The sequence below is a fragment of the Streptomyces scabichelini genome (assembly GCF_011045015.1).
GTDB classification, from domain to species: Bacteria; Actinomycetota; Actinomycetes; order Streptomycetales; family Streptomycetaceae; genus Streptomyces; species Streptomyces scabichelini.
Genome location: NZ_JAAKZY010000163.1, coordinates 1 through 23,599, shown reverse-complemented (window position 1 = coordinate 23,599; position 23,599 = coordinate 1). Strand labels below are relative to the sequence as shown.

At 69.1% G+C, this 23,599-nt stretch carries 23 protein-coding genes; 10 read left to right on the top strand and 13 right to left on the bottom strand.

Annotation, left to right across the window (positions count from 1 at the left end):
• A partial coding sequence (locus G5C60_RS36530; protein ID WP_206440422.1) for a phosphoribosyltransferase family protein occupies nucleotides 1-1,325 on the bottom strand: 1,325 nt, incomplete at its 3' end.
• Between the two features lie 75 nt (nucleotides 1,326-1,400).
• On the bottom strand, nucleotides 1,401-2,567 hold the full coding sequence (locus G5C60_RS36525; protein WP_165265919.1) for an HpcH/HpaI aldolase/citrate lyase family protein: 1,167 nt from the start codon (nucleotides 2,565-2,567) through the stop codon (nucleotides 1,401-1,403).
• Nucleotides 2,568-2,766: 199 nt separating this feature from the next.
• Here G5C60_RS36525 and G5C60_RS36520 point away from each other — a divergent pair, with 199 nt between their 5' ends.
• Nucleotides 2,767-3,657 carry a TerD family protein gene (locus G5C60_RS36520; protein WP_165265917.1) on the top strand — a complete coding sequence of 297 codons (891 nt, stop codon included), beginning with the start codon at nucleotides 2,767-2,769 and terminating at the stop codon, nucleotides 3,655-3,657.
• Nucleotides 3,658-3,777: 120 nt separating this feature from the next.
• Here G5C60_RS36520 and G5C60_RS36515 read toward each other — a convergent pair whose 3' ends face one another.
• From G5C60_RS36515 to G5C60_RS36490, 6 genes are all read right to left on the bottom strand, one after another.
• A complete protein-coding gene (locus G5C60_RS36515; protein ID WP_165265915.1) occupies nucleotides 3,778-4,518 on the bottom strand; it encodes a TerD family protein in 741 nt (246 codons plus the stop codon).
• A 103-nt stretch (nucleotides 4,519-4,621) separates the two neighbouring features.
• Complete coding sequence (locus G5C60_RS36510; RefSeq protein ID WP_165265913.1) at nucleotides 4,622-5,767, bottom strand: DUF475 domain-containing protein; 1,146 nt, start codon at nucleotides 5,765-5,767, stop codon at nucleotides 4,622-4,624.
• Nucleotides 5,768-5,816: 49 nt separating this feature from the next.
• Nucleotides 5,817-6,392 carry a TerD family protein gene (locus tag G5C60_RS36505; protein ID WP_165265911.1) on the bottom strand — a complete coding sequence of 192 codons (576 nt, stop codon included), beginning with the start codon at nucleotides 6,390-6,392 and terminating at the stop codon, nucleotides 5,817-5,819.
• A gap of 133 nt (nucleotides 6,393-6,525) precedes the next feature.
• Complete coding sequence (locus tag G5C60_RS36500; protein WP_165265909.1) at nucleotides 6,526-7,101, bottom strand: TerD family protein; 576 nt, start codon at nucleotides 7,099-7,101, stop codon at nucleotides 6,526-6,528.
• Between the two features lie 113 nt (nucleotides 7,102-7,214).
• Nucleotides 7,215-7,673: a peroxiredoxin gene (locus G5C60_RS36495; protein ID WP_165265907.1), complete on the bottom strand. Its 459-nt coding sequence runs from the start codon at nucleotides 7,671-7,673 to the stop codon at nucleotides 7,215-7,217.
• Between the two features lie 196 nt (nucleotides 7,674-7,869).
• Nucleotides 7,870-8,307, bottom strand: coding sequence for a DUF3052 domain-containing protein (locus tag G5C60_RS36490; protein WP_338146035.1), 438 nt, complete (start codon nucleotides 8,305-8,307; stop codon nucleotides 7,870-7,872).
• Between the two features lie 467 nt (nucleotides 8,308-8,774).
• Between G5C60_RS36490 and aceE the strand changes: the two genes are divergently transcribed.
• Both aceE and G5C60_RS36480 read left to right on the top strand, forming a co-directional pair.
• The gene (aceE, locus tag G5C60_RS36485; RefSeq protein ID WP_165265903.1) at nucleotides 8,775-11,522 is read left to right on the top strand and encodes a pyruvate dehydrogenase (acetyl-transferring), homodimeric type; all 2,748 of its coding nucleotides are present in this window, start codon (nucleotides 8,775-8,777) and stop codon (nucleotides 11,520-11,522) included.
• A 370-nt stretch (nucleotides 11,523-11,892) separates the two neighbouring features.
• The gene (locus tag G5C60_RS36480; protein WP_165265900.1) at nucleotides 11,893-12,684 is read left to right on the top strand and encodes a potassium channel family protein; all 792 of its coding nucleotides are present in this window, start codon (nucleotides 11,893-11,895) and stop codon (nucleotides 12,682-12,684) included.
• 31 nt (nucleotides 12,685-12,715) lie between these two features.
• On the opposite strand, the gene G5C60_RS36475 is transcribed toward G5C60_RS36480, so the two are convergent.
• Both G5C60_RS36475 and G5C60_RS36470 read right to left on the bottom strand, forming a co-directional pair.
• Complete coding sequence (locus tag G5C60_RS36475; RefSeq protein ID WP_165265923.1) at nucleotides 12,716-13,024, bottom strand: small hydrophobic protein; 309 nt, start codon at nucleotides 13,022-13,024, stop codon at nucleotides 12,716-12,718.
• Between the two features lie 332 nt (nucleotides 13,025-13,356).
• Nucleotides 13,357-14,976, bottom strand: a complete 1,620-nt coding sequence (locus tag G5C60_RS36470) for an MFS transporter (RefSeq protein ID WP_165265898.1) — start codon at nucleotides 14,974-14,976, stop codon at nucleotides 13,357-13,359.
• Between the two features lie 132 nt (nucleotides 14,977-15,108).
• On the opposite strand from G5C60_RS36470, the gene G5C60_RS36465 reads away from it, so the two are divergent.
• The 5 genes from G5C60_RS36465 (at nucleotide 15,109) to G5C60_RS36445 (ending at nucleotide 20,312) form a co-directional block, all read left to right on the top strand.
• The gene (locus tag G5C60_RS36465) at nucleotides 15,109-15,750 is read left to right on the top strand and encodes a TetR family transcriptional regulator (RefSeq protein WP_165265896.1); all 642 of its coding nucleotides are present in this window, start codon (nucleotides 15,109-15,111) and stop codon (nucleotides 15,748-15,750) included.
• A gap of 108 nt (nucleotides 15,751-15,858) precedes the next feature.
• A complete protein-coding gene (locus tag G5C60_RS36460; protein ID WP_165265894.1) occupies nucleotides 15,859-17,079 on the top strand; it encodes an alpha/beta hydrolase in 1,221 nt (406 codons plus the stop codon).
• 58 nt (nucleotides 17,080-17,137) lie between these two features.
• A complete protein-coding gene (locus G5C60_RS36455) occupies nucleotides 17,138-18,022 on the top strand; it encodes a DUF4429 domain-containing protein (protein WP_165265921.1) in 885 nt (294 codons plus the stop codon).
• 110 nt (nucleotides 18,023-18,132) lie between these two features.
• On the top strand, nucleotides 18,133-19,620 hold the full coding sequence (locus G5C60_RS36450; RefSeq protein WP_165265892.1) for a sensor histidine kinase: 1,488 nt from the start codon (nucleotides 18,133-18,135) through the stop codon (nucleotides 19,618-19,620).
• Nucleotides 19,617-20,312: a response regulator gene (locus tag G5C60_RS36445; protein ID WP_165265890.1), complete on the top strand. Its 696-nt coding sequence runs from the start codon at nucleotides 19,617-19,619 to the stop codon at nucleotides 20,310-20,312. Before G5C60_RS36450 ends, G5C60_RS36445 begins: the two co-directional genes overlap by 4 nt.
• A 79-nt stretch (nucleotides 20,313-20,391) precedes the next feature.
• Here G5C60_RS36445 and G5C60_RS36440 read toward each other — a convergent pair whose 3' ends face one another.
• Nucleotides 20,392-21,408, bottom strand: coding sequence for an aldo/keto reductase (locus G5C60_RS36440; protein WP_165265888.1), 1,017 nt, complete (start codon nucleotides 21,406-21,408; stop codon nucleotides 20,392-20,394).
• Nucleotides 21,408-21,869, bottom strand: a complete 462-nt coding sequence (locus G5C60_RS36435; protein WP_165265886.1) for a MerR family transcriptional regulator — start codon at nucleotides 21,867-21,869, stop codon at nucleotides 21,408-21,410. The genes G5C60_RS36440 and G5C60_RS36435 overlap by 1 nt, the downstream gene beginning before the upstream one ends.
• A gap of 97 nt (nucleotides 21,870-21,966) precedes the next feature.
• On the opposite strand from G5C60_RS36435, the gene G5C60_RS36430 reads away from it, so the two are divergent.
• Together G5C60_RS36430 and G5C60_RS36425 are read left to right on the top strand one after the other, a co-directional pair.
• The gene (locus tag G5C60_RS36430; RefSeq protein WP_165265884.1) at nucleotides 21,967-22,443 is read left to right on the top strand and encodes a GNAT family N-acetyltransferase; all 477 of its coding nucleotides are present in this window, start codon (nucleotides 21,967-21,969) and stop codon (nucleotides 22,441-22,443) included.
• Between the two features lie 19 nt (nucleotides 22,444-22,462).
• Nucleotides 22,463-23,308: a serine hydrolase domain-containing protein gene (locus G5C60_RS36425; RefSeq protein ID WP_165265882.1), complete on the top strand. Its 846-nt coding sequence runs from the start codon at nucleotides 22,463-22,465 to the stop codon at nucleotides 23,306-23,308.
• Between the two features lie 77 nt (nucleotides 23,309-23,385).
• Here the strand turns inward: G5C60_RS36425 and G5C60_RS36420 are convergent.
• Nucleotides 23,386-23,599 (bottom strand): pirin family protein (locus G5C60_RS36420; RefSeq protein ID WP_478503719.1); only part of this gene is annotated, 214 nt, incomplete at its 5' end.

Below are 23,599 nucleotides of genomic sequence, written 5' to 3'. Positions count from 1 at the left end.
GGCGGGGCTTGCGAGGCGTGCGGGGCGGAGGCGTACGACGGTACGTACGAGGGGACGACGGCGAGCAGCACGCTCGGGGTGTGTGCGGCGAGGCGCGCCAACAGGCCGTCGGGGGCGTGCAGTTCGGGCGTGTCGGCCACCGAGTCGACCACGGCGACGACGGCGTCGAAGCCGGCTCCCGCGACGTTGTAGGCGTACCGCTCGCCGGGGCCGTCCCCGGGCCGGTCGTGGGCGGGGAAGACGAGGCGGCTGCGGATCGCGTAGCCGGGGTCGTCGACGGCGAGGACGGGGGAACGGGTGGTGGTGGAGTAGCGGACCTCGGCGTCGGTCAGCTCTGCCAGCGCGACGCCGAGCCGCAGCGGCGCGTACATCAGCTCCTCGAAGCCGAGGACGAGTACGCGCCGGGCGTCGTCCGGCAGCGCGTCCGCGAGCCGCGCGGCCATGGCGGGCAGGGCGCCCTCCAGGCGTATGCGGTGCTCGGGGGTGAAGCCGTGCCGGCCGCCGTCGGGCAGCCCGTCCGGCCAGCCGAGCTGCACGCGCGTGACGGTGCCGGGCTCAGGCAGCCCCGGATGCCCCGCAAGCCCCGGAAGCGGTACGGGGGCCACGGTCGCCGTGTCGTTCTCGTGCTCGGCGACCAGGGCCTGGCCCTTCTCCAGTACGCCGTCGGGCAGTCGTACGGTCCCCGAGGCCGCCGCCACCAGGTCCACGCGCGCGCCGATCTCGCGGGCGAACTCGTCGAGGCGGCCCCGGTCCGCCGGGGAACGCATGTCCACGAGCGCCACGATCACGTAGTGCTCGCGCGGGTAGCGCTCGTGCAGTGCGCGGATCGTGTTGAGCACGGTGTTGCCCGTGGAGAACTCGTCGTCCACGAGGACCAGCGCCCCGTCGCCCGCGAGCAGCCCTGGCTTCTCCGGCAGCAGCAGATGCGAGGTGGCGTGCGAGTGGGACTCCTCGAAGCCGCCCGCGCGCCCGACTCCCTCGACGGGGCGCCGCGTGGAGTGCAGGTAGGGCGCGAGGCCCAGACCGTCCGCGACCGAGTGGCCGAGGCCGGTCGCCGTCTCCGCGTACCCGAGCACCACGGCCCGGCTCGCTCCGCTCTCGCCGAGCAGATCACGCACCCGGTGGCCCAGCTCGTACCCGGCCTGCCACACCGTGAGCGGGCTCTGCGGCACATGCTTGCCGAGCACGTTCGACACGAGCAGATGCGCGCGCTTGGGGTTGCGCCGCAGCGCGAGCCCCAGCAGTGCGCTCAGCTTCTCGTCACCGACGAGTTCGACCCCGAGCCGCTCGGCGACCCAGGTCCCGGTCCACACCACGTTTTCCATTAAATCCCTGTGTTCAGAAATCCCTGTGTTCAACCGGGAGCCCGGCGGAAGTCCCGCTGTTCGCATTCAGCTGGTTCAGCTGGGGAGCCCGGCGGCGAGCAGCTCCACGAAGCCGATGTCCTCGTTCGCGACACCGAAGACCTCGGCGCGCTGCAGGGTGCGCTCGGCCCAGGCGCGGTGCGGCTTCACCTCGTTCATCTTGTTCGTGTACGCGGACCGCAGGACGCCCCCGCCGCCACGTTCGGGTCGCAGTATGTCCTGGGCGTCGCTGTACTCCTCGTGGCTGACCACGGACAGCGCGTGCACGGGCAGTACGTGCGAGGGGTGGATGCAGGTCTTGCCGAGCAGACCGTTGGCCCGGTCGAGGGCGATCTCGCGCAGCAGCCCGTCCATGTCGTGCTCGATCAGCGCGTTGCGCAGGTCCTCGGCCTCCGGGGTGAAGGGGCTGCGGCGCAGTTGCGGCTTGAACATGCGCTCCTGGACCCGGAAGTACTCCCACACGGGCCCCGTCACCGTGAACCCGGTGCCGTCGGCCCGCCCCAGCACGTTCACCACGTCGGCGATCACGGAGGCCACGATCTGCACGTCGTACGCGGTCATGTCGGGCGCCCGGCGCAACCCGTAGGAGGAGCAGAAGTCGGTGACGCCGAGCCTCAGCGCGAGGACCCGCTCGCGGTACTTGTCGACGGCGCGGAAGATGCCCGCCAGGGTCTCCACGCGCGATTCCCGGTAGAGCAGCTCGGGCGATTCGAGGACGGGCATGGCGAACAGCCGCCGCCCGCTCGCGGCCTCGGCCGCGGTGAGCGCCTCCAGGAATGGCACGCCCCGCTCCTCGGTGAACTTCGGCAGTACGAAACCGGACAGCAGGCGTGCCGTGGAGCCGAGCCGTTCGACGAGGTCCGGGATCTGCTCGGGGGTGCGGACGCGGATGAACAGCAGCGGCAGCTCGGTCTCCGGGCAGCGCTCGGCCAGCACTCCGAACTGCCGGACCAGGTTCTCCTCGGCTCCCACGACCTCCGCGTCGTCTATGGAGTCCTCCAGGCACAGCACCATCGAGACGACGCCGCGTCCGGTCTGCTTCACGATGTCGTCGGCCAGCCGCGCTCTGGTCGCGGGGCTGTAGAGGGTGGCGCCGAGGCCCGCGGAGAGCACCCGGGCCGGCGAGTCCGCGGTGAAGACGCACGGCTCCTGGTAGAAGAGGCGCTGCCGCACCTCCGGGGCTATATGCCCGAAATGACGCATGAGACTCCCCCGGGGCGGCTAGATGGCCCGACGATATGTGGCCGGTAATAGTACGTAGAGACCTATGTCGGGGGTTCCCGCCGGGCATGAAATTCAGGTAACGCAGACGAACACAACCATGTCATCCAGCCTCACACGTCCCGAATCCTGTGGCACCCCCACGTTGTCGTGACCAGGACCGAGAAGGCAGGATGACCGCATGACGCACGCGATGCTGAAGGGGTCGAACGTCCCGCTGGAAGCCACGGCGGTACGTTCCGTGCTGCGCTGGACACCGGGCCCGGGCGTCCCGGACGTGGACGCCTCCGCACTGCTCCTCGGGCCCGAGGACCGTGTGCGATCCGACGAGGACTTCGTCTTCTACAACCAGCCCCGGCACCCCTCCGGCAAGGTCTGGCGGCTCGGCAAGAAGCGCGTCGCTGAGGGCCTGACCGACACGATTCAGTCGGATCTTGCGGGCATCGAGAACGGCGTGGGGCGGATCCTCCTGGTCGCGTCGGCCGAAGGCGTCACTTTCGACCGTGTCCGCGCGCTGCGGATCCTGCTGTACGACGCGGCCCTCGCGGACGGTGAGCCGCTGGCGTACTTCGACATCAAGCCGGAGACCGGCGAGGAGACCGCGCTGATCTGCGGCGAGCTGTACCGGCGCGGGGAGGGCTGGAAGTTCCGGGCGCTCGGCGAGGGCTATTCGGACGGTCTCGAGGGGCTGGCCGGCGACTTCGGGATCTCGGTCGACGAGTCCGAGGCCGAGGCCGCAGCTGCGGCTGCGGCTGCGGCTGCGGCTGCGGCTGCCGGGAACTCGGTACCGCTGCCGCCCGAGCAGCCCCCCGCACCCGCACCCGCACTCCCCCAGCAGCCGTCCCAGCCGGCCTACGGCTATCCACCGGAGCCCGCGCCCGCGACCCAGCCGGCGTACGGCTACCCGCAGCCCGCCTCCCCGTCCTCGTACGCCTATCCGCAGACCGCACCACCCCAGCCCGCCGCGGCGAGCGCGCAGCCCGCGTACGGCTACCCACAGCCGGTAGCGGCACTGCCGCCAGACCCGGAGTTCAAGCTGCCGCCGCAGGGCCCGCAGTTCATCGGGCGCTAGGGGGCGCCCCGCCGCGCCCCGTAGGGGCGCGGGGAACTGCGCGACCAACCACAACGGACCCGCAGCCGCCACCAATCCCAACGCCCCGAGCTCCTAGGCGCACCCGCCAAAGCCCAGCGCCTAGCGTTCCGCCTTCGCCTTGTAACCGCGGCCCCACTGAAGCCCCCACCCGTACAGCCGGTCGAGTTCGGCCTGAAACCCGTACACGAACTTCACCTCACGCCGCACGATCAGCTCGTTCTTGACGTTCTCGATCATGACCACCGCGCAGGACCGGGCCTGCGGATGGCGTTCGTCGAGGCCCACCTCGATCCGCGGGCCGTTGCTGGGGTAGAGGGTCACGATGGCGTGCGTACGGTCGAAGGCCGGGGTCTGGTCGTATATGTAGACGAAGACCAGGAGCCGCTTGATCTGCTCCCGGTGGTCGAGATTGACGAAGATCGTCTCGCCGGTGCCCGAGCCGAAGCGGTCGTCGCCGCTGAGTTTCACGTACGGCGCTCCGTTGAGCTCGCCGAAGAAGCTGCCCAGTGGCTGGACGACTCCCTTGGTGCCGTCCGTGAGCTCGTACATGCAGCCCAGGTCGAGGTCGACGTTGACCATGCTCTGGGTGTGCGCCTGCACCACGTCGGGCTTGAACGCCTGGAAGGGATGGCGCAGCAGGCTGCTGCGCCGGCCGCCGCCTATGTCAGAGGTGCGCATCCGCCAGGACAGATTGATGCGCAGATTGCCGTTGGCCGCGCCCTGTTTGGTGAGCGAGACCGTCTGATTCCGTCTGGTCAGTGTGATCGCGTTGGTCGCCGCGCTCCCCGAATCGAACTGCGTCGAGCGCCCACCACGCCACAGGCCGTCCCAGAAGCTCATTCCCACCCCTACGCCGGTACTTCACATCCAGTAATGCCGCGAGGCGGCCGCGAGGAAGTCCTCGCGGCCGCCCCTCACAGAGCGTTCCTCAACCGGGCCGGTGTCACACCCCGGACGAGACTTCGGCCTTCTCGCCCGAGGACTCAGCTTTTCCCTCGGCTTCCGCGAGTGCCTTGTTGCGGCGTACGGAGGACCAGAAGGACCAGGCGATCAGGACGACACCGAGGAGGCCGGTGACGATCTCGTTGACCTCGAAACGGATGGTGATGAGCAGGATCGCGGCGAGAGCACCGATGGCGTAGTGGGCGCCGTGCTCCAGGTAGACGTAGTCGTCGAGGGTGCCCTGGCGGACCAGGTAGACGGTCAGCGACCGGACGTACATGGCGCCGATACCGAGGCCGAGAGCCATCAGGATGATGTCGTTGGTGATGGCGAAGGCGCCGATGACGCCGTCGAAGGAGAACGACGCGTCCAGGACCTCGAGGTAGAGGAACATGAAGAAGGCCGCCTTGCCGACGAGCGCCCCCGCGGTGACCTTCTTGCCCTCGCGCTTGGCTTCCTCCTCGGCCTCGTGCTCGCGTTCTTCCGCTTCCTCGAGGCGGTTCTCGAAGAAGCCGGAGAGCCCGCCGACGACCAGATAGGTGATGAGGCCGGCGACGCCGGAGAGCAGCACCGTCTCCGCCTTGTCGGCCGACCCCGCGTGCAGGTGGGCTTTCGGGGCGAGGGCCAGTGCGGTGATCAGCAGGACGATCAGCGCGATGCAGGCCGACAGCATGTCGACCTTGCCGAGCTTGGCGAGCGGGCGCTCGATCCAGCCGAGCCACTTGATGTCACGGTCCTCGAAGATGAAGTCGAGGAAGATCATCAACAGGAACATGCCGCCGAATGCCGCGATCGACGGGTGTGCGTCCGTGACCAGTTCCTCGTAGTGCTTCGGTTCGTTCAGTGCCAGGTCGACCGCCTCGATGGGGCCGAGCGAGGCGCTGATCGCCACGATCACGACAGGGAAGACCAGCCGCATTCCGAAGACGGCGATCAGAATGCCGATGGTGAGGAAGATCTTCTGCCAGAAGGCACTCATCTTCTTCAGGATTCCGGCGTTGACCACCGCGTTGTCGAAGGACAGCGAGATCTCGAGGATGGACAGGATCAGTACGACCCCGAACGCGGTCCATCCACCGAACAGCACCGCTGCGACCAGGCCGAGCGCGGTGACCGCGAACGACCAGCCGAAGGTTTTCAGAACCACTGGCTACCCAATCATCTGTGTACGGGTCTCCCCCGCGCCGCGCGCGGCTTTACGAAACGTTGACTCCAAAGTCTAGAGCGATGCCCCGCAGCCCTGACGCGTACCCCTGCCCCACGGCTCGGAACTTCCACTCTCCGCCATATCGGTAGACCTCGCCGAAGATCATCGCGGTCTCCGTGGAGGCGTCCTCGGAGAGGTCGTAGCGGGCGAGTTCCTGGCCGTCGGCCTGGTTGACGACGCGGATGAAGGCGTTGCTGACCTGGCCGAAAGTCTGGCCGCGGTTGTCGGCGTCGTGGATAGAGACCGGGAAGATGATCTTGTCGACGTTGGCGGGCACCTTGGAGAGGTCGATCAGGATCGACTCGTCGTCACCCTCGCCCTCACCGGTGAGGTTGTCGCCGGTGTGTTCAACCGAGCCGTCCGGGCTCTTGAGCTGGTTGTAGAAGATGAACCACTCGTCGCCGAGCACCCGGCCGCTGTTGCACATCAGCGCGCTGGCGTCGAGGTCGAAGTCGGCTCCTGTGGTGGAGCGCGCGTCCCAGCCGAGCCCGATCATCACCTGCGTGAGGTTCGGTGCGGCCTTGGAGAGGGAGACATTGCCCCCCTTGGCGAGCGTGACGCCCATGATCCTGGTCCTCCCCGGTCAAGCCTTCAGTTGTCGAGCACGTCCGGCGCCGCACTCGTTGTGTGCGACGCCGGACGGGAGGTGAAGCGGCAGGTCCTGTCGTCGGTCGTCGGCGGCAGGACCCGAAAATTGCTCAGACGTTGACCCCGAAGTCCTGCGCGATGCCGCGCAGGCCCGAGGCGTAGCCCTGGCCGATGGCGCGGAACTTCCACTCCGCGCCGTGGCGGTACAGCTCGCCGAAGACCATCGCGGTCTCCGTGGACGCGTCCTCGGAGAGGTCGTACCGCGCGATCTCTGTGCCGCCGGCCTGGTTCACGACGCGGATGAACGCGTTGCGCACCTGACCGAACGACTGCTGGCGGTTCTCGGCGTCGTAGATCGAGACCGGGAACACGATCTTCTCGACGTCGGCCGGGACGCCGGCGAGGTTGACCTTGATCTGCTCGTCGTCGCCCTCGCCCTCACCGGTGAGGTTGTCGCCGGTGTGCTCGACCGAGCCGTCCTGGCTCTTGAGGTTGTTGAAGAACACGAAGTTGGCGTCGCTGCTGACCTTGCCGTCCGCGTTCGTCAGGATGGCGCTGGCGTCGAGGTCGAAATCGGTGCCGGTGGTGGTACGGACGTCCCACCCCAGACCGACGATGACCGCGGTAAGGCCCGGCGCCTCCTTCGAAAGCGATACGTTGCCGCCCTTGCTGAGGCTGACTCCCACGAGTCCTCCCATTGGTGTCCAGGGGCGGGGAGCCCCGTAATGCGTTGGTATCGGATCAACGTGTCGATCCTAGTGACGAGTTCCCTGTTGACGCAGGCCCTGCGCCCGAAGAATCACAGAGTGTCGAGCGCCTTCACGTACTCGTTCAGGTCGCGCGCGTCCGGCAGTCCGTTCACCACGGTCCAGCGGACGACGCCCTCCTTGTCGATGATGAAGGTCCCGCGCACCGCGCAGCCCTTGTCCTCGTCGAAGACGCCGTACGCGCGCGAGGTCTCGCCGTGCGGCCAGAAGTCGGACAGCAGGGGGTACTCGAAGCCCTCCTGCTCGGCGAAGACGCGCAGCGTGTGGATGGAGTCGTTGGACACGGCGAGCAGCTGGGTGTCGCGGTCGGAGAACTTCGGCAGGTTGTCGCGCAGGGCACACAGCTCGCCGGTGCACACCCCGGTGAAAGCGAACGGGTAGAAGAGCAGCACGACGTTCTTCGCTCCGCGGAACTGGGAGAGCGTCACGGTGGCCCCGTGGTTGTCCTTCAGCTCAAAGTCCGGCGCCTTGCTGCCGACCTCGATCGCCATGGTCCTGGATCCTTTCCCTGGAACTCTTCGGGCAAGCCCACCCTACGCAGCGATCACCACGCCCACGTCCCTGGGGGAACGCCGGAGGGGCTCGCAGAAGCGAGCCCCTCCGGTTTCAAGAAACGAGGTCTTCCCTGGCCGAAAACAGGGTCTGGGGGCGGAGCCCCCGGACAGCGACGGTCAATCCAGCGGAGCGTTACCGCTTGGACTTGGCCGCCTTGGGCGTGGCCAGCCGGCTCCCACTCCAGTCCTTGCCCACGCTGATGCTCTTGGTCTGGGACAGACCCGCGGTCGTCGCGGCTTCGGCGATGTCGCTGGCCTCCACGTAGCCGTCACGGCCGGTCTTCGGTGTCAGCAGCACGATGGCGCCGCCCTCTTCGACGTACGTGGTGGCATCCACCAGCGCATCCGTCAGGTCGCCGTCGTCGTCACGGAACCAGAGCACCACGGCGTCGGCGACGTCGTCGTACTCCTCGTCCACGAGCTCGCTGCCGATGACTGCCTCGATGGCCTCGCGGAGCTCCTGGTCGACGTCGTCGTCGAAGCCGATCTCCTGGACCACCTGCTCGGGCTGGAATCCCAGCCTGGCGGCCAGGCTCGTCCGCTCCTCCGCGTGGTCCGCGGTCGCGCTCACGGGTTGCCTCCTGATCATGTTTGGTAAAGGTTCAAGCCACGCGCGTGCGCGAAGCATTGGCCGTAGTCCACACGGGCGGGACGGATCGCGCAAGTACCCGGCCGTCGAGACCGCCGAAACGGTGACGATCCTGGCGGTGTCGCCGCAACCCCAGACAGCCAATCATGGCTCCAGGTGACGCACACCACAGCGATCTGCCCGGTTTGCGGATTTCCGAACCCTATGAGGGTACGAGACTCGAATGGCTTTGCGGAACGCGTCACGGGTCGGGCGTATCGTTGCGATTTGCCGGTCCCGTCCCCGGTGGAACCGTTCGAACGCCCCGGTTACCCCACGGTAGAGGTGACGTTTCCGTCCCCGAGGTACACGATGGGGACCGGTGCGGACCCCGAGGACAACGGCGAAAACACCGAGAAAGAACCAAGAAGAACCGAGAAGAACGGCCTCCCTGAAAGCGAAGGAACAGCGTGGCTTCCGGACCCGATCGCAACCCGATCATCATTGGCGGCCTTCCGAGTCAGGTACCTGACTTCGATCCCGAAGAGACCCAGGAGTGGCTCGATTCCCTCGACGCCGCCGTCGACGAGCGCGGCCGGGAGCGGGCGCGCTATCTGATGCTGCGGCTGATCGAGCGGGCCCGTGAGAAGCGCGTGGCCGTGCCCGAGATGCGCAGCACGGACTACGTCAACACCATCGCCACCAAGGACGAGCCGTTCTTCCCCGGCAACGAGGAGATCGAGCGCAAGATCCTGAACGCGACCCGGTGGAACGCCGCGGTCATGGTCTCGCGGGCCCAGCGCCCGGGCATCGGCGTCGGCGGCCATATCGCCACCTTCGCGTCCTCCGCCTCCCTCTACGACGTGGGCTTCAACCACTTCTTCCGCGGCAAGGACGAGGGCGACGGCGGCGACCAGGTCTTCTTCCAGGGGCACGCCTCGCCGGGCATCTACGCACGCGCCTTCATGCTGGACCGTCTCTCCGAGCGGCAGCTCGACGGCTTCCGCCAGGAGAAGTCGAAGTACCCGGACGGACTGTCCAGCTACCCGCACCCCCGCTCGATGCCGGACTTCTGGGAGTTCCCGACCGTCTCCATGGGTCTCGGCCCGCTGGGCGCGATCTTCCAGGCGCGGATGAACCGCTACATGGAGGCGCGCGGCATCGCCGACACCTCCAAGTCCCACGTCTGGGCCTTCCTCGGCGACGGCGAGATGGACGAGCCGGAGTCGCTCGGCCAGCTGTCCATCGCCGCACGCGAGGGTCTCGACAACCTGACCTTCGTCGTCAACTGCAACCTCCAGCGGCTCGACGGCCCGGTGCGCGGCAACGGCAAGATCATCCAGGAGCTGGAGTCGCAGTTCCGGGGCGCCGGCTGGAACGTGATCAAGCTGGTCTGGGACCGCACGTGGGACCCGCTGCTCGCGCAGGACCGCGACGGCGTGCTCGTCAACAGGCTGAACACCACGCCCGACGGCCAGTTCCAGACCTATGCCACCGAGACCGGCGCGTACATCCGCCAGCACTTCTTCGGTGACGACCACCGGCTGCGGGCGATGGTCGAGAACATGACCGACGACCAGATCCTGCACCTGGGACGCGGCGGTCACGACCACAAGAAGGTCTACGCGGCGTACGCGGCGGCCAAGGCGCACACCGGTCAGCCGACCGTGATCCTCGCGCAGACCGTCAAGGGCTGGACGCTCGGCCCGAACTTCGAGGGCCGCAACGCCACGCACCAGATGAAGAAGCTGACGGTCGCCGACCTCAAGGGCTTCCGCGACCGGCTGCACCTGCCGATCTCCGACAAGGAGCTGGAGGAGGGCCCGCCGCCGTACTACCACCCGGGCCCCGACTCCGAGGAGATCCAGTACATGCACGACCGCCGCAAGGGCCTGGGCGGTTACGTCCCGACCCGCGTCGTGCGGTCGAAGCCGCTGGAGCTCCCCGGGGACAAGACGTACGCGACGGTGAGGAAGGGCTCCGGCCAGCAGTCGATCGCCACGACCATGGCGTTCGTACGGCTGCTGAAGGACCTCATGCGGGACAAGGAGATCGGCAAGCGCTTCGTGCTGATCGCGCCGGACGAGTACCGCACGTTCGGCATGGACTCGTTCTTCCCGAGCGCGAAGATCTACAACCCGCTGGGCCAGCAGTACGAGGCGGTGGACCGCGATCTGCTCCTCGCGTACAAGGAGTCGCCGACGGGCCAGATGCTGCACGACGGCATCTCGGAGGCCGGCTGCACCGCCTCCCTCATCGCGGCGGGTTCGGCGTACGCGACGCATGGTGAGCCGCTGATCCCGGTGTACGTCTTCTACTCGATGTTCGGTTTCCAGCGCACCGGCGATCAGTTCTGGCAGATGGCCGACCAGTTGGCGCGCGGATTCGTACTGGGCGCGACGGCCGGACGTACGACTCTGACGGGTGAGGGTCTGCAACACGCGGACGGCCACTCGCAACTGCTGGCCTCGACGAACCCGGGCTGTGTCGCGTACGACCCGGCCTTCGGGTTCGAGATCGCGCACATCGTGCGGGACGGACTGCGCCGAATGTACGGCTCGGACGACGAACACCCGCACGGCGAGGACGTCTTCTACTACCTCACCGTCTACAACGAGCCGATCCAGCACCCGGCCGAACCGGAGAACGTGGACGTCGAGGGCATCCTCAAGGGCATCCACCGCCTCTCGGCGGGCACTTCGGGCTCCATCCCGGCGCAGATCATGGCGTCCGGCGTCTCGGTGCCGTGGGCCCTCGAGGCGCAGAAGATCCTCGCCGAGGAGTGGAACGTCAAGGCGGACGTCTGGTCGGCGACCTCCTGGAACGAGCTGCGGCGCGAGGCCGTCGAGGTGGAGCAGCACAACCTCCTGCACCCCGAGGAGGAGCAGCGCGTTCCGTATGTGACGCGGAAGCTCTCGAGCTCCGAGGGTCCGTTCGTGGCCGTCTCCGACTGGATGCGATCGGTTCCGGACCAGATCTCGCGCTGGGTGCCCGGTACGTACCAGTCGCTGGGCGCGGACGGCTTCGGCTTCGCGGACACCCGCGGTGCCGCTCGGCGCTACTTCCACATCGACGCGCAGTCGATCGTGGTCGCGGTCCTCACGGAGCTGGCCCGCGAGGGGAAGGTCGATCGCTCGACCCTCAAGCAGGCCGTCGACCGCTATCAGCTGCTGGATGTTTCAGCGGCGGATCCTGGTGCTGCGGGCGGCGACGCGTAGGCGCTCCGCTTGGGGGGCGGTTCCAAGGTGCGTTCCTTGACTGCGGGTGCGTTGTGGCTGGTCGCGCAGTTCCCCGCGCCCCTAAAAAGCCTGCGGCACACCGCGCCCGGAGAAAGCACGCGCCCTGGGAAAGCCCGCACCCCCAACTACCCGCTCCCTCCCACCGGCGGGAGGGGGCGTGGGTCGGTGCGTCGTATGCCCGTCGCGTAGGTTCGTTCTCAGGCCACCAGGGCCGTGTACCGACACCGGGCCGTATGCCCACCCTGCGACGGGCTGACGCACCGGCCCACGACCCCGCACCCACCACAAACCCAGGGGCGCGAGGAACTGCGCGACAAGCCACGACGGCGCTGCAGCCGATAATGCGGACATGGACGAGAGATCGGCACAACATCGTTGGGAACGGCGCACTCAGCGACCGTTGATGGGACTGGCGATGGTGTTCGCCGTCGCCTACGCGGTGCCGATCGTCCGGCCCGACGCCGGTCAGGGCGTGACGACCGCGTGCGCAGCAGTGGAGTGGGCGGTGTGGGGAGCCTTCTCCCTCGACTACCTCGTACGGCTCGTACTGGCCGAGCAGCGCCGCGAGTTCGTCCGCACGCACTGGCTCGACCTGTGCGCCGTACTGCTGCCACTGATCCAGCCGCTACGGCTGCTCAGGGTCGTCGCCACAGTGCTGCTCGTCGGACAGCGGGCCAGGATGGCCACGCAGATCCGGCTGACCACGTACGTCGCGGGCGCCGTGGTGGCGCTGATGATGTTCGGCTCGCTCGCCGTGCTGTCCGTCGAACGGCAGTCACCGGACGGCAACATCAAGACGATGGGTGACGCGGTGTGGTGGTCGTTCACCACGATGACGACCGTCGGATACGGCGACCACGCGCCCACGACCGGGCTCGGCCGCATGATCGCCGTCGGGCTGATGCTCTCCGGGATCGCCCTGCTCGGTGTGGTCACCGCCAATATCGCGGCCTGGTTCATCGCCCGCTTCGAGTCGGACGACGTGGAGGAGCGACGGCAGACGGCAGCGATCGAGACCCTCACGGAGGAGGTACGGGCGCTGCGCGCGCAGGTGGCCGCGATGTCCGAACCCTCAAGGACGCAAGGGGCCCAAGCGCTCCCCGGGAAGGGCGGCACAGAAGTAACGGCCCCGCGCCCCTGACGGGGCGCGGGGTTCCCTCACGTCCCGCGGATCAGAACATTCCGTTCGCGGGAGCCGCGGCCCCGGCGATCCAGACGATCGCCAGGACGGTGTCGATCGCGCCCAGCACCACGGCGACAAGCGCCGGTACCGGGCGAGCGCCACTCCAGCTGCGCCCCATGGCGAGCCAGCCGCATACGATCGCCACCGGGCCGAGGATGATGCCCAGTACGAAGAATCCGGCGACCGCACAGATGGCTCCGATGATTCCGAGCGTCGCGCGATCCGGCCCGCTCCGATGCCACGTCCGGCCCCGTGAGCGGGGGTGCTTGCGCGTGGTGTGACCGAAGCCCGCCATCATCAACTCCCTGGAACTGTGCACCGACCGGATATCGGCCGGCCGGTGCCTGCCGGTTCGGGCTTGATGCGGCGAGTACCACGGTTCGCCTTCACTAGACACACAATTGGTGCCTTTTTCTCCGGACTTGCCGTTGATTCCTGCGGCTCCGCGGCGCGCCATCCCCCTCCGGCAGCGCGCCGCGGCCTGGCCCGACTGCCGTGGCGTACGGATCAGTTGAAACACTCTGGCCGCCGGCACGGTCCGTACGAAAGTCGTACGGACCGGCGTCACCCTGATAGGCGAAAGCCCCGCCGGGCAGACCCGACGGGGCGTCAGACGCGGTGGACGGTGCTTCAGATGTGGCCCACCCCCGCACCGGCGTCCGCGTTGGCGCCGCGCTTGGTGAGGAAGGCGACGAAGACCGCCACGACGGCGACGCCGGCGGCGACCAGGCTGGCCAGGCTCATGCCGGAGATGAACGTTTCGTGGGCGACGTCGGTGATCTTCTCGGCGATCGGCCCCGGGGTGTTCGGGGGCACCGGTGCGGCGCCGACCTGGACCGCCTCGGAGGCCTGGTGGAGCTGGGCCTCGTTGAGCGGCGGGAGTTCGGCGTCCGCCCAGTTGCCCTCGAGGTCGCCGTCGACCTTGGAGGCCATCACGGCGCCGAGGACGGCCGTACCGAGGCTGCCGCCGATCTGCATCGCGGCCTGCTGGAGACCGCCGGCGACACCGGAGAGCTCCATCGGCGCGTTGCCCACGATGACTTCGGTCGCGCCGACCATGACGGGCGCGAGGCCGAGGCCGAGGAGGGCGAACCAGATGGACATGAGTCCGCTGCCCGTGTCCTTCTCCAGCGTCGACATGCCGTACATGGCGATGGCCGTGCACGCCATGCCGCCCGCGAGCGGGATGCGCGGCCCGACCTTGGTGATCATGGCGCCCGCGAGAGGCGAGCCCACGATCATCATGCCGGTGAGCGGCAGCAGGTGCAGGCCCGCGTCGATGGGGCTCATGCCGTGCACGTTCTGCAGGTAGAAGGTGACGAAGAACAGGCCGCCCATGAAGGCGATGGCCATGAGCACCATCAGCACCACACCGGCGGACAGCGGTACGGAGCGGAAGAGGGCCAGCGGGATGAGCGGCTCCTTGACCTTCGTCTCCCAGAACGCGAACAGGCCGAAGCCGAGCACGGAGACACCCAGGAACGTCCAGGTCAGTCCGTCGCCCCAGCCCCACTCGGGGGCCTTGATGAGGGCCCAGACCAGGCAGAACATGGCGCTGGACAGGAGCCCGATGCCGAGCAGGTCGAAGGACCGCGGCGCGTTCTTCGCACGGTGGTCGGTCAGGATCCATATGCCGAGGACGACGGCCAGGATGCCGACCGGGACGTTGATGAAGAAGACGGACTGCCAGTTGACGTTCTCGACCAGCACGCCGCCGAGGATCGGGCCGCCCGCGGTGGAGGCGCCGATCACCATGCCCCAGATGCCGATGGCCATGTTCAGCTTCTCGGCGGGGAAGGTGGCCCGCAGCAGTCCGAGCGCGGCCGGCATGAGGAGCGCGCCGAACAGACCTTGCAGGACGCGGAACGTGACGACCATGGCGATGGAGCTGGACAGTCCGATGACGCCCGAGGCCGCCGCGAATCCCACGACGCCTATGAGGAAGGTCTGCCGGTGGCCGAACCGGTCGCCGAGCTTGCCCGCCGTGATCAGCGTGACCGCGAGGGCGAGGAAGTAACCGTTGGTGATCCACTGGACGTCGGCGAAGCTGGCGCCCAGGTCTTTCTGGATGGCCGGGTTGGCGATGGCCACGATGGTGCCGTCGAGGGCCACCATCATGACGCCCACGGCCACGGTGATGAGAGTGAGCCAGGGGTGGCCACGCAGCCCCCGGTCCGGTGTCTGGACCGACGGGGCGATTGGCGTCTTGTCCCCCGAGCCCGTCGTGTCGACAGTGGTCTGACTAGTCATGCCTTCGAGGCTAATGACAGCCGCTGACAGTTGACAAACCAATTCACAAGTCGGTAACTGTCATGTCACTCACGGATAGGGTGAGCTGGGCAAAAAGGCTTCGAAACGAACAGTTCGGGAGGGGGCGGGCTCATGGACACGGTGCCCCGGCCGGGGCTGCGCGAGCGCAAGAAGCAGCGCACCCGGGACGCGCTGCTGCGGGCCGCCCTTGAGCTGTTCACGACCAAGGGGTACGAGCAGACGACCGTCGACGAGATCGCCGAGGCCGTCGATGTGTCCCAGCGCACCTTCTTCCGGTACTTCGCGGGCAAGGAGGATGCCGCCTTCGCCGTCCAGGAGATGGCGGAGGCGCACTTCGTCGACCTGGTGCGCGAACGTCCGCTCCACGAGAGCCCCCTTGAGGCGCTGCGCCGGGCCGTCCTCGAGGGCTGGGACACCCTGAACGAGACCGTCGAGAGCGTCATCCCGGTCGAACTGCACATGCGTACGTACCAGTTGATCGAGTCGACGCCCGCCCTGGTCGCCGCCCATCTGCGCCGCACCGAGAAACTGGAGGAGGAGCTCGCGCGGTTGATCGCAGAGCGTGAGGGCCTGGATGTGGACGCCGATCCGCGGCCGCGGGTGGCGGTGGCCGTGTTCAGCGGGGTGATGCGGGTGACCGGGCGGCTGTGGAGCGCGGGCGAGGACCTCAGCCCCGAGGCGATCCGGACACTGACCGCCACATATCTCGACCAGGTGGGGCCCGCGTTGACCCAGAACTGGCACGCAGCGTGACGATTTAACTCCCACTGAGCCCGGATTGCCCCAATTACCCGACCAGAAACGTGATCCCCCTCACTCGGTTAACGCGAGACACTCTTGTTCTCTTAGTGTGTCCTCCCAGTGACTTCCTTCGACTCCCCTCCCCAACTCAACGTCTGGCGCGCTCTGCTCGCTCTGGCCGTTGTTTTCGTCATGCTGGCGACCACCGGCTGGACCGTCGTACGCAACCACAGAGCAGCGGCGACACCGCTCGAAGCGTCCCTCTCCGCCTGGGAACGCGGTCACATCGCCGGACTCCGGCTGCCGGACCCCGACTCCGCGCCGGCCCGCCTGACCCGCTTCTTCGCCTCGCTCGACGCCCCACAGCGCGCCCGGCTCGCCACCCGCTATCCGCTCGCGGTCGGCAACATGAACGGGGCGCCGGTGGAACTCCGCTACCGCGCCAACCGCATCGCGATCGACCAGGCGCGCAGGACCGAACGACAACGCATGCACGACGAACGGCTCTCGCCCGCCGGACAGCACGAGGCGGGCCGCCGTATGCATCGCTACGAGGACCTGCTGCAAAAGGACCGTCAGATCCTCGCCTTCGACCCGCTGGGCGCCGGCCGGGTCGCCGAGGTCTTCGGAGACCTCGGCAAGGCGCAGCGCATTTCGGTCGTGGTGCCGGGCGTCGACACCGACGTACTGAACTTCCAGCGCACCGACCGCGAGTTCTCCGCACCCGTCGGCATGGCGAGGTCGCTGTACCTCGAGGAGCGCACGGCGAGCCCGGCCACGCGTACGGCCGTGATCGCCTGGGCCGACTACACGGCGCCCAGCGGGCTCGGCATGGACGCGGCCACCGGTGTGCGCGCCGAGCAGGGCGCGGTCCGGCTCGACGCCCTCGTGAGGACGCTGCCCGGCCGTTCGCCCGTCGCGCTGTACTGCCACAGCTACGGCTCCGTGGTCTGCGGCGTCGCCGCGCACACGCTGCCGTCCCGGGTGTCCGACATAGCGGTCGCGGGCAGCCCCGGCATGCGGGTCGCGAACGCCGCGCAGCTGCACACCTCCGCGCGGGTGTGGGCCACGCGGGACGCCGACGACTGGATCCAGGACGTGCCCTATCTGGAGGTCGGCGGGCTCGGCCACGGGGCCGACCCGGTGTCCTCGGGATTCGGGGCCCGGGTGCTGTCGGCGCAGGGCGCGAAGGGCCACGCCGGCTATTTCGAACCCGGTACGGAGAGCCTGCGGAACTTCGCCGAGATCGGCATTGGCGCGTACCGCGCGGTGAGCTGTGCACACGAGGATGACGTGTGCCAGAAGGGATTGTCCGACATGGCTGAAGCCGGACGCGCGTAGAGACCGAAGAAACCGCGGTTCGCCCGGGGAGGGGACGAGGAAGCGCATGGCGCATACGATGGCCCGCATGGGTGACGTACTGGCCGGATTTCATGCCGCCTGGGAGTTCGAGTCCGACTCCGTGCTCATCCGCTTCGAACGGGGGATCCGTACGCCGAAGCTCTTCCAGGCGCTCGGTGAGCGCCGCATCCCCCTCGAGGCGATTGCGGCGGTGACCCTGACCCCCGGCAGACGCGGGACGGTCGTCCTGCGCGCCGAGCCGAGGGCGGGCGCGGACCCGCTGATGGAGGCGGCCGCCGGACAGCTCAAGGAAGCATGCGACCCCTACCGTCTCGTACTCCCGGGCGACCGCGAGACGCTCGCCGAGTACTACGCGGACGAGCTGCGGGCCCTGCTCGTCCCCGACGACCCGGACGACGACCCGGTCCCGGCGGAGCGTTATCTGGTGGACCCGCCCGAGGTGCCGCTGCAGTTCAAGGCGTACGACGGGAAGGCGTCCTTCGACGGCAAGTCGGTGTCCTTCCGGTGGTTCTGGACGGGCGCCTCGTCCGCCAAGTGGAAAGCGGGCGACCAGAGTTTCACGGTCTCGGAGCTGACCGGGGTCGAGTGGCGCTCACCCGAGGTCTTCGAGGGCCATCTGCGGCTGCTGCGCCGCGACCCGGGCTATGTGCAGCCCGCGCAGGCCGACCAGGACCCGGCGGCGGTCGTCTTCGGCCTCGGTTACGGGCCCGTCCACGAGTCGCTGCCCTTCGCGGCCTCGGTGCTCGCGGCGGTACGCGCGGCCGGTCCCCCGGCGAAGAGCGACGGCACCCCGTCCGCCCGGCGCCGCGACCCCGCGGACATCGCCGACCGCATCCGCCACCTCGGCGAGCTGCACCAGGCGGGACTGGTGACGGACGAGGAGTTCACGTCGAAGAAGGCCGACCTGCTGGCGGAGCTGTGACAGGCCGTGCTGTGACAGGCCGTCATACCGCTCGTACCTGGGTATGAGGCGCGGTTCGGCTCTCAGGTAGGACGCGGTGGTGAAATCTTCCCGCCTACGCTGATCAAGTCATGAGCAATGCGGCGACTCCTCCCGGCCAGGAGCCCCGCGCACCGGCCGACGAGAGCGCCGGGCACGGGGCGCGGCACCGTGCGCTCGCCGCCGTCCGGCGCAGGCTGGGCACCGCACGGGACGGGCTGCGGGCGGCCGGGCCCTCGCTGCGTGAGGCCTCAGCGACCTTCGTCCCGCCCACCGGTGCGGCCGAGCCGCTGCTCGCGCAGGCACCCAAGCGCTGGATGCGGCGGCTGCCGTACGTGATCGTGCTGGGCTTCGCCGCCGTCCTGGTCCCGGTCACGGCCCAGGTCCTGGGGTCCGACTACGGGGTGAACGACGGGCTCTCGGGCGCGCTCGGCTTCGCCCAGGCCGCACCTCTGTTACTGGCCGTGAGCCGCCCCCTGCTGGCATGGTGGATCATCTTCCCGGCGAACCTCATCGGGGCGATCGCCGTGCTGAACGACGGCGCGGGGCGGCCCTCTCCCTTCACCGCCATGGCCATCGTGGGCTATGTGGTCCTGTGCCTGGCGCTCTCCCTGCGCGAGACGCGCCGCACGGTGATAGGCGTCTGGCTGGCCACCGCGGTCATGAGCCTCGTCCTGGCCGCGCCCGAGGCCTCCTCTGACAGCCAGGACACCAGCGTGCTGATGATCGTCCTCAGCGGCGCCGCACTGCTGCTGGGCACGCTGCTGCGCGAGCGCGGCGAGACCCGGCGGCGGCTCGTCGAGCAGGAGACCATCAGCGAGGCCGAGCGCGCCCGGCGCACACTGCTGGAGGAACGGGCCCGCATCGCCCGGGAGTTGCACGACGTGGTGGCCCACCACATGACCGTGATCTCGGTCCAGGCGGACTCCGCGCCGTACCGGCTCGCCGACGTCTCCGACGACGTGCGGGGCGAGTTCGAGTCGATAGCCGTCGGCGCCCGCGACTCGCTGAGCGAGATGCGACGGCTCCTTCAGGTGCTGCGCAGTGAGGACACGCAGGACGAGCGGGCACCGCAGCCGGGCCTGGACAAACTGCGCCAGCTCGTCGAGGCCACCAGACGCGGCGGTGTCCCGGTCGAACTGTCGCTTCCCGAGCCGACTCTTGTGAAGGAGTGGGCGAAGGTGTCGCCCGCCGTGGACCTGTCCGCCTACCGCATCGTGCAGGAGGCCCTGTCGAACGTCGTACGGCACGCCCCCGGCGCCCCCACCCAGGTGTCGCTCTCCACCGACGGCCGGCATCTGACGGTGCTCGTCGTCAACGGGCCCGGGGCGAAGCCGGTTTCGGGGCTTGAGTCGAGCGGCACCGGACACGGCCTGGTCGGCATGGGAGAGCGCGTACGGCTGGTCGGCGGCTCGCTGGATGTAGGACCGCTGCCCGACGGAGGGTTCCGTGTCGCGGCCCGGCTGCCGGTGGCCGAGCCCCCGTCGCCCGCAGAGGAGCCCATGCCCGAGCCCATATCCGAGCCCATATCCGCAGAGCAATCCGCACAGCAGTCCGCGAAGGAGCCCGGCCCTCCATGACCATCCGTGTGATCATCGTCGACGACCAGGCCATGGTCCGCGCCGGTTTCGCGGCCCTGCTGGCGGCGCAGAGCGACATCGACGTGGTGGGCGAGGCGGCGGACGGCAGAAAGGGAGTCGAGCTGGCCCGCGGCACGCGCCCCGACGTCGTCCTCATGGACGTACGGATGCCGGAGATGGACGGCCTGGCCGCGGCGCGCGTACTGCTGAATCCCCAAGAGAACCACAAGAACCACGAGGAGGCCGTACAGGGGCTGAAGGTGCTGATGCTCACCACCTTCGACGCGGACGACTATGTGTACGAGGCGCTGCGCGCCGGAGCGTCCGGGTTCCTCCTCAAGGACGCGCCGCCCGCCGACCTGATCGCGGCGGTGCGCGTGGTGGCCGCCGGGGACGCACTGCTGGCCCCGAAGGTGACGCGCCGTCTGATCGCCGACTTCGCGCAGCAGCGCCCCGCCCCACGCAGAAGTCCCGCACTGCGCCTGGAGGGCCTGACGCCGCGTGAGACCGAGGTGCTGGAGCTGGTCGCCCGCGGCCTGTCGAACCAGGAGATAGCGGACCACCTGGTGCTGGCCGAGCAGACGGTGAAGACCCACATCGGCCGCGTACTGGCGAAGCTGGACCTCCGCGACCGCGCGCAGGCCGTGATCTTCGCGTACGAGTCGGGGCTTGTCACGCCCGGCGACCGATGAGCCGCCGGACGTCCCCCCGCCTTGCCACCGGGTCCTGACACCGGCGTCCTTACTTCACGCGTGCTTGCTCCCGGCGTCCTTACTCCCGGCCGGCCGACGTGAACGTCATGTCGGGGTAGCGGTCACCGGCCACCTTGGAGGCGATCGGCTCCAGCAGGGCCATGTCCTCCTCGCCGAGGACGATGCGCGTGGCCGCCGCGTTCTCCTCGATGCGGGTGCGCTTGCGGGTGCCCGGGATCGGCACGACCGGCATCCCGCGCAGGGCCGCCTGCTGCTGCACCCAGGCCAGCGCGACCTGCCCGAGCGAGGCGCCGTGGGCTTCGGCGACCGCGCGCACCGGCTCCAGAAGCGCCGCGTTGGCGGCCGCGTTGTCACCCGTGAAGCGGGGCTGCTGACGGCGGAAGTCGTCGGCGGTCAGGTCCTGTTCGGCGTTGGCGAAGGAGCCTGTGAGGAAGCCGCGGCCGAGCGGCGAGTACGGGACCAGGGCCACGCCCAGCTCCCGGGCGGCGGGTACGACCCCTGCCTCGATGTCGCGGCTGAACAGCGACCACTCCGACTGCACGGCCGCGATCGGGTGCACGGACTGCGCCGCGCGCAACTCGCCGCCGGTGACCTCGCTCAGGCCCAGCTGCTTGACCTTGCCCTCGCGCACCAGCTCGGCCATGACGCCGACGGTCTCCTCGATGGGGAAGTTCACGTCGCGGCGGTGCATGTAGTAGAGGTCGATCACGTCGACGTCCAGGCGCCTGAGGCTCGCCTCGACGGCCTGGCGGATGTACGGCGGGTCGTTGCGGATGATCCGCTTCGTCGGCTCGCCCGGCGGGATCGACAGGGCGAACTTCGTCGCGATGACGACCTCGTCGCGGTGGGCCTTGAAGAAAGGGGAGAGGAACTTCTCGTTCTCGCCCTGGCCGTAGGCGTCGGCGGTGTCGTAGAGCGTCACGCCCAGCTCCAGCGCACGCTCCAAGGTGGCGCGGGCCTCCTCGGTGTCCGTCGGGCCGTACGCGAAGCTCATGCCCATGCAGCCGAGGCCCTGTACTCCGACCTCGGGGCCGCCCGTGCCGAGCTCCACTGTGGCGATCTTGCTGTCCGTCATCAGGACCTCTCCGACGCCAGGGCCCGCCCGGCGTCCGCGTAGAAATTGATCTTGCGGTCGAGTACCGCGAGCGTGTCCTGGAGTTCGGCGATCCGGGACAGGACGTCCTGCCGGGTCGCCTTGAGGAGCTCGAAGCGGTCGCCATAGGTGTGGTCGCCCTCGCGCACCAGTTCCGCGTACCGCACCATGTCCGCGACCGGCATGCCGGTCAGCCGGAGCTTGCCCACGAGGTCGAGCCAGTCGAGGTCGCGATTGCTGTAGCGGCGCTGGCCGGTGTGTGAGCGGTCGATGTGCGGCATCAGCCCGATCCGCTCGTACCAGCGGAGGGTGTGCGCCGTCAGGCCGGTGAAGGCGACGACCTCGCTGATGGTGTAGTTGTCCTGTCCGTCCGGGCGCCGGTCCGCGTGCGGCGGGGCGGCACAGCTGTGGGTCTCGGGGCCAGTGGTCTCCATCACCGTCATGGCCCCCACGCTAAAACCTTGGAGTGCACTCCAAGCAAGCGGAATTGAGCAGAAATCCGCAGGACCCACCACGGCCGCGGTCGCTACCGTGCGGCTCATGAGTCTCGTACGCCGTGCCACACCCGAAGACGCCGCGGAACTGCTCCGGTTGCGCCAAGTGATGATCGACTCGATGCTGCCGTCGGGCGGGCCCACCGACACCGACTGGCACGCCGAGTCCCTTCCGACGGTACGCCACAAACTCGCCGACCCCGACGGGGACTTCGCCGCCTTCGTGATCGACCACCCTTCGCGGCTCGGCGCGCTCGCGGCGCTGGTGGTCGGGACGATCGAGTACCGGATCGGGCGGGCCGGGAACCCGCACGGGTCGGTCGGGCACGTGTTCAGCGTCGCCACGGACCCGGACGCACGGCGCCGCGGCTACGCACGCGCCTGCATGGAGGAACTCCTGGACTGGTTCCGCGAGAAGGGCACCGCGCAGGTCGACCTGAACGCCTCCGCGGAGGCCGAGCCGCTGTACGCGTCGCTGGGCTTCGTGCGGAAGCCGGACCCCTCGATGCGGTTGACCTTCTGAGCGGGCTTAGGCTCGACCCATGTTCTTGCCCTCGTCCTCCCCCTCGCCCCTGCAGAGCCTGGCGCTGATCGAGAACTGGCCCGTGCCCACCGCCGCCGCGGCCGTCGTGCGCGCGGACGGCACGCTGCTCGGGGCGCACGGGCCCACCGGGCAGCGGTTCGCGCTCGCCTCGGTCACCAAGCCGCTCGCGGCGTACGCGGTGCTCGTCGCGTACGAGGAGGGCGCGATCGAGCTCGACGAGCCGGCCGGGCCCGAGGGTTCAACCGTCCGCCATCTCCTCGCGCACACCAGCGGGCTCGCCTTCGACGAGCACCGGGTGACGGCGGCGCCCGGGGTGCGGCGGCTGTACTCCAACGCCGGGTTCGAGCAGCTCGGGGACCATGTGGCGAAGGCGACGGAGATGCCCTTCGGGGAGTATCTGCGGCAGGCGGTGCTGGAGCCGTTGGCGATGACCTCGACCACGCTCGACGGGTCCCCCGCCAAGGACGGCGTCTCGACCGTCGACGACCTGGTCCGTTTCGCGGCCGAGGTGCAGGCGCCGCGGCTCCTCGATCCGCGGACGGTCGCCGAGGTGATGACGGTCCAGTACCCCGGTACGAAGGGTGTCCTGCCCGGGTACGGCCACCAGAACCCCAACGACTGGGGTCTCGGCTTCGAGATCCGCGACGCCAAGTCGCCCCACTGGACGGGCAGTTCGTCCTCTCCGCGGACCTTCGGCCACTTCGGCCAGTCCGGTACGTTCCTGTGGATCGACCCGGAGGCGGGGGTCGCGTGCACGGCCCTCACGGACCGGGCCTTCGGCCCGTGGGCCATCGAGGCGTGGCCGCCCTTCACGGACGCGGTGCTCTCCGAGGTACGCGGCTGACTTCTGCGGCTGGGTTCGGCGGGGGCGAAGAATCAGCCGGCCCGCACCCGCAAGAGAGCTCCACCCCAGCGCAGCCGCTACCCCGACATCTCCCACACCAGCAACTCCGCCGGAGCCCCGGCCCCGGCCCCGGCCCCCGCCTCCAAGTCCTTCGCGTCCGTGATCCGGGCCGAATCACCCGGCCCCAACTCCACGGCGTCCAGCCGCACTTCACCCCGCACCACATGCACGTACACGAATGCGGCGTCCGGCACAGCCGTCCGCTCCCCCGCCCCCAGCCGCCGCACATGC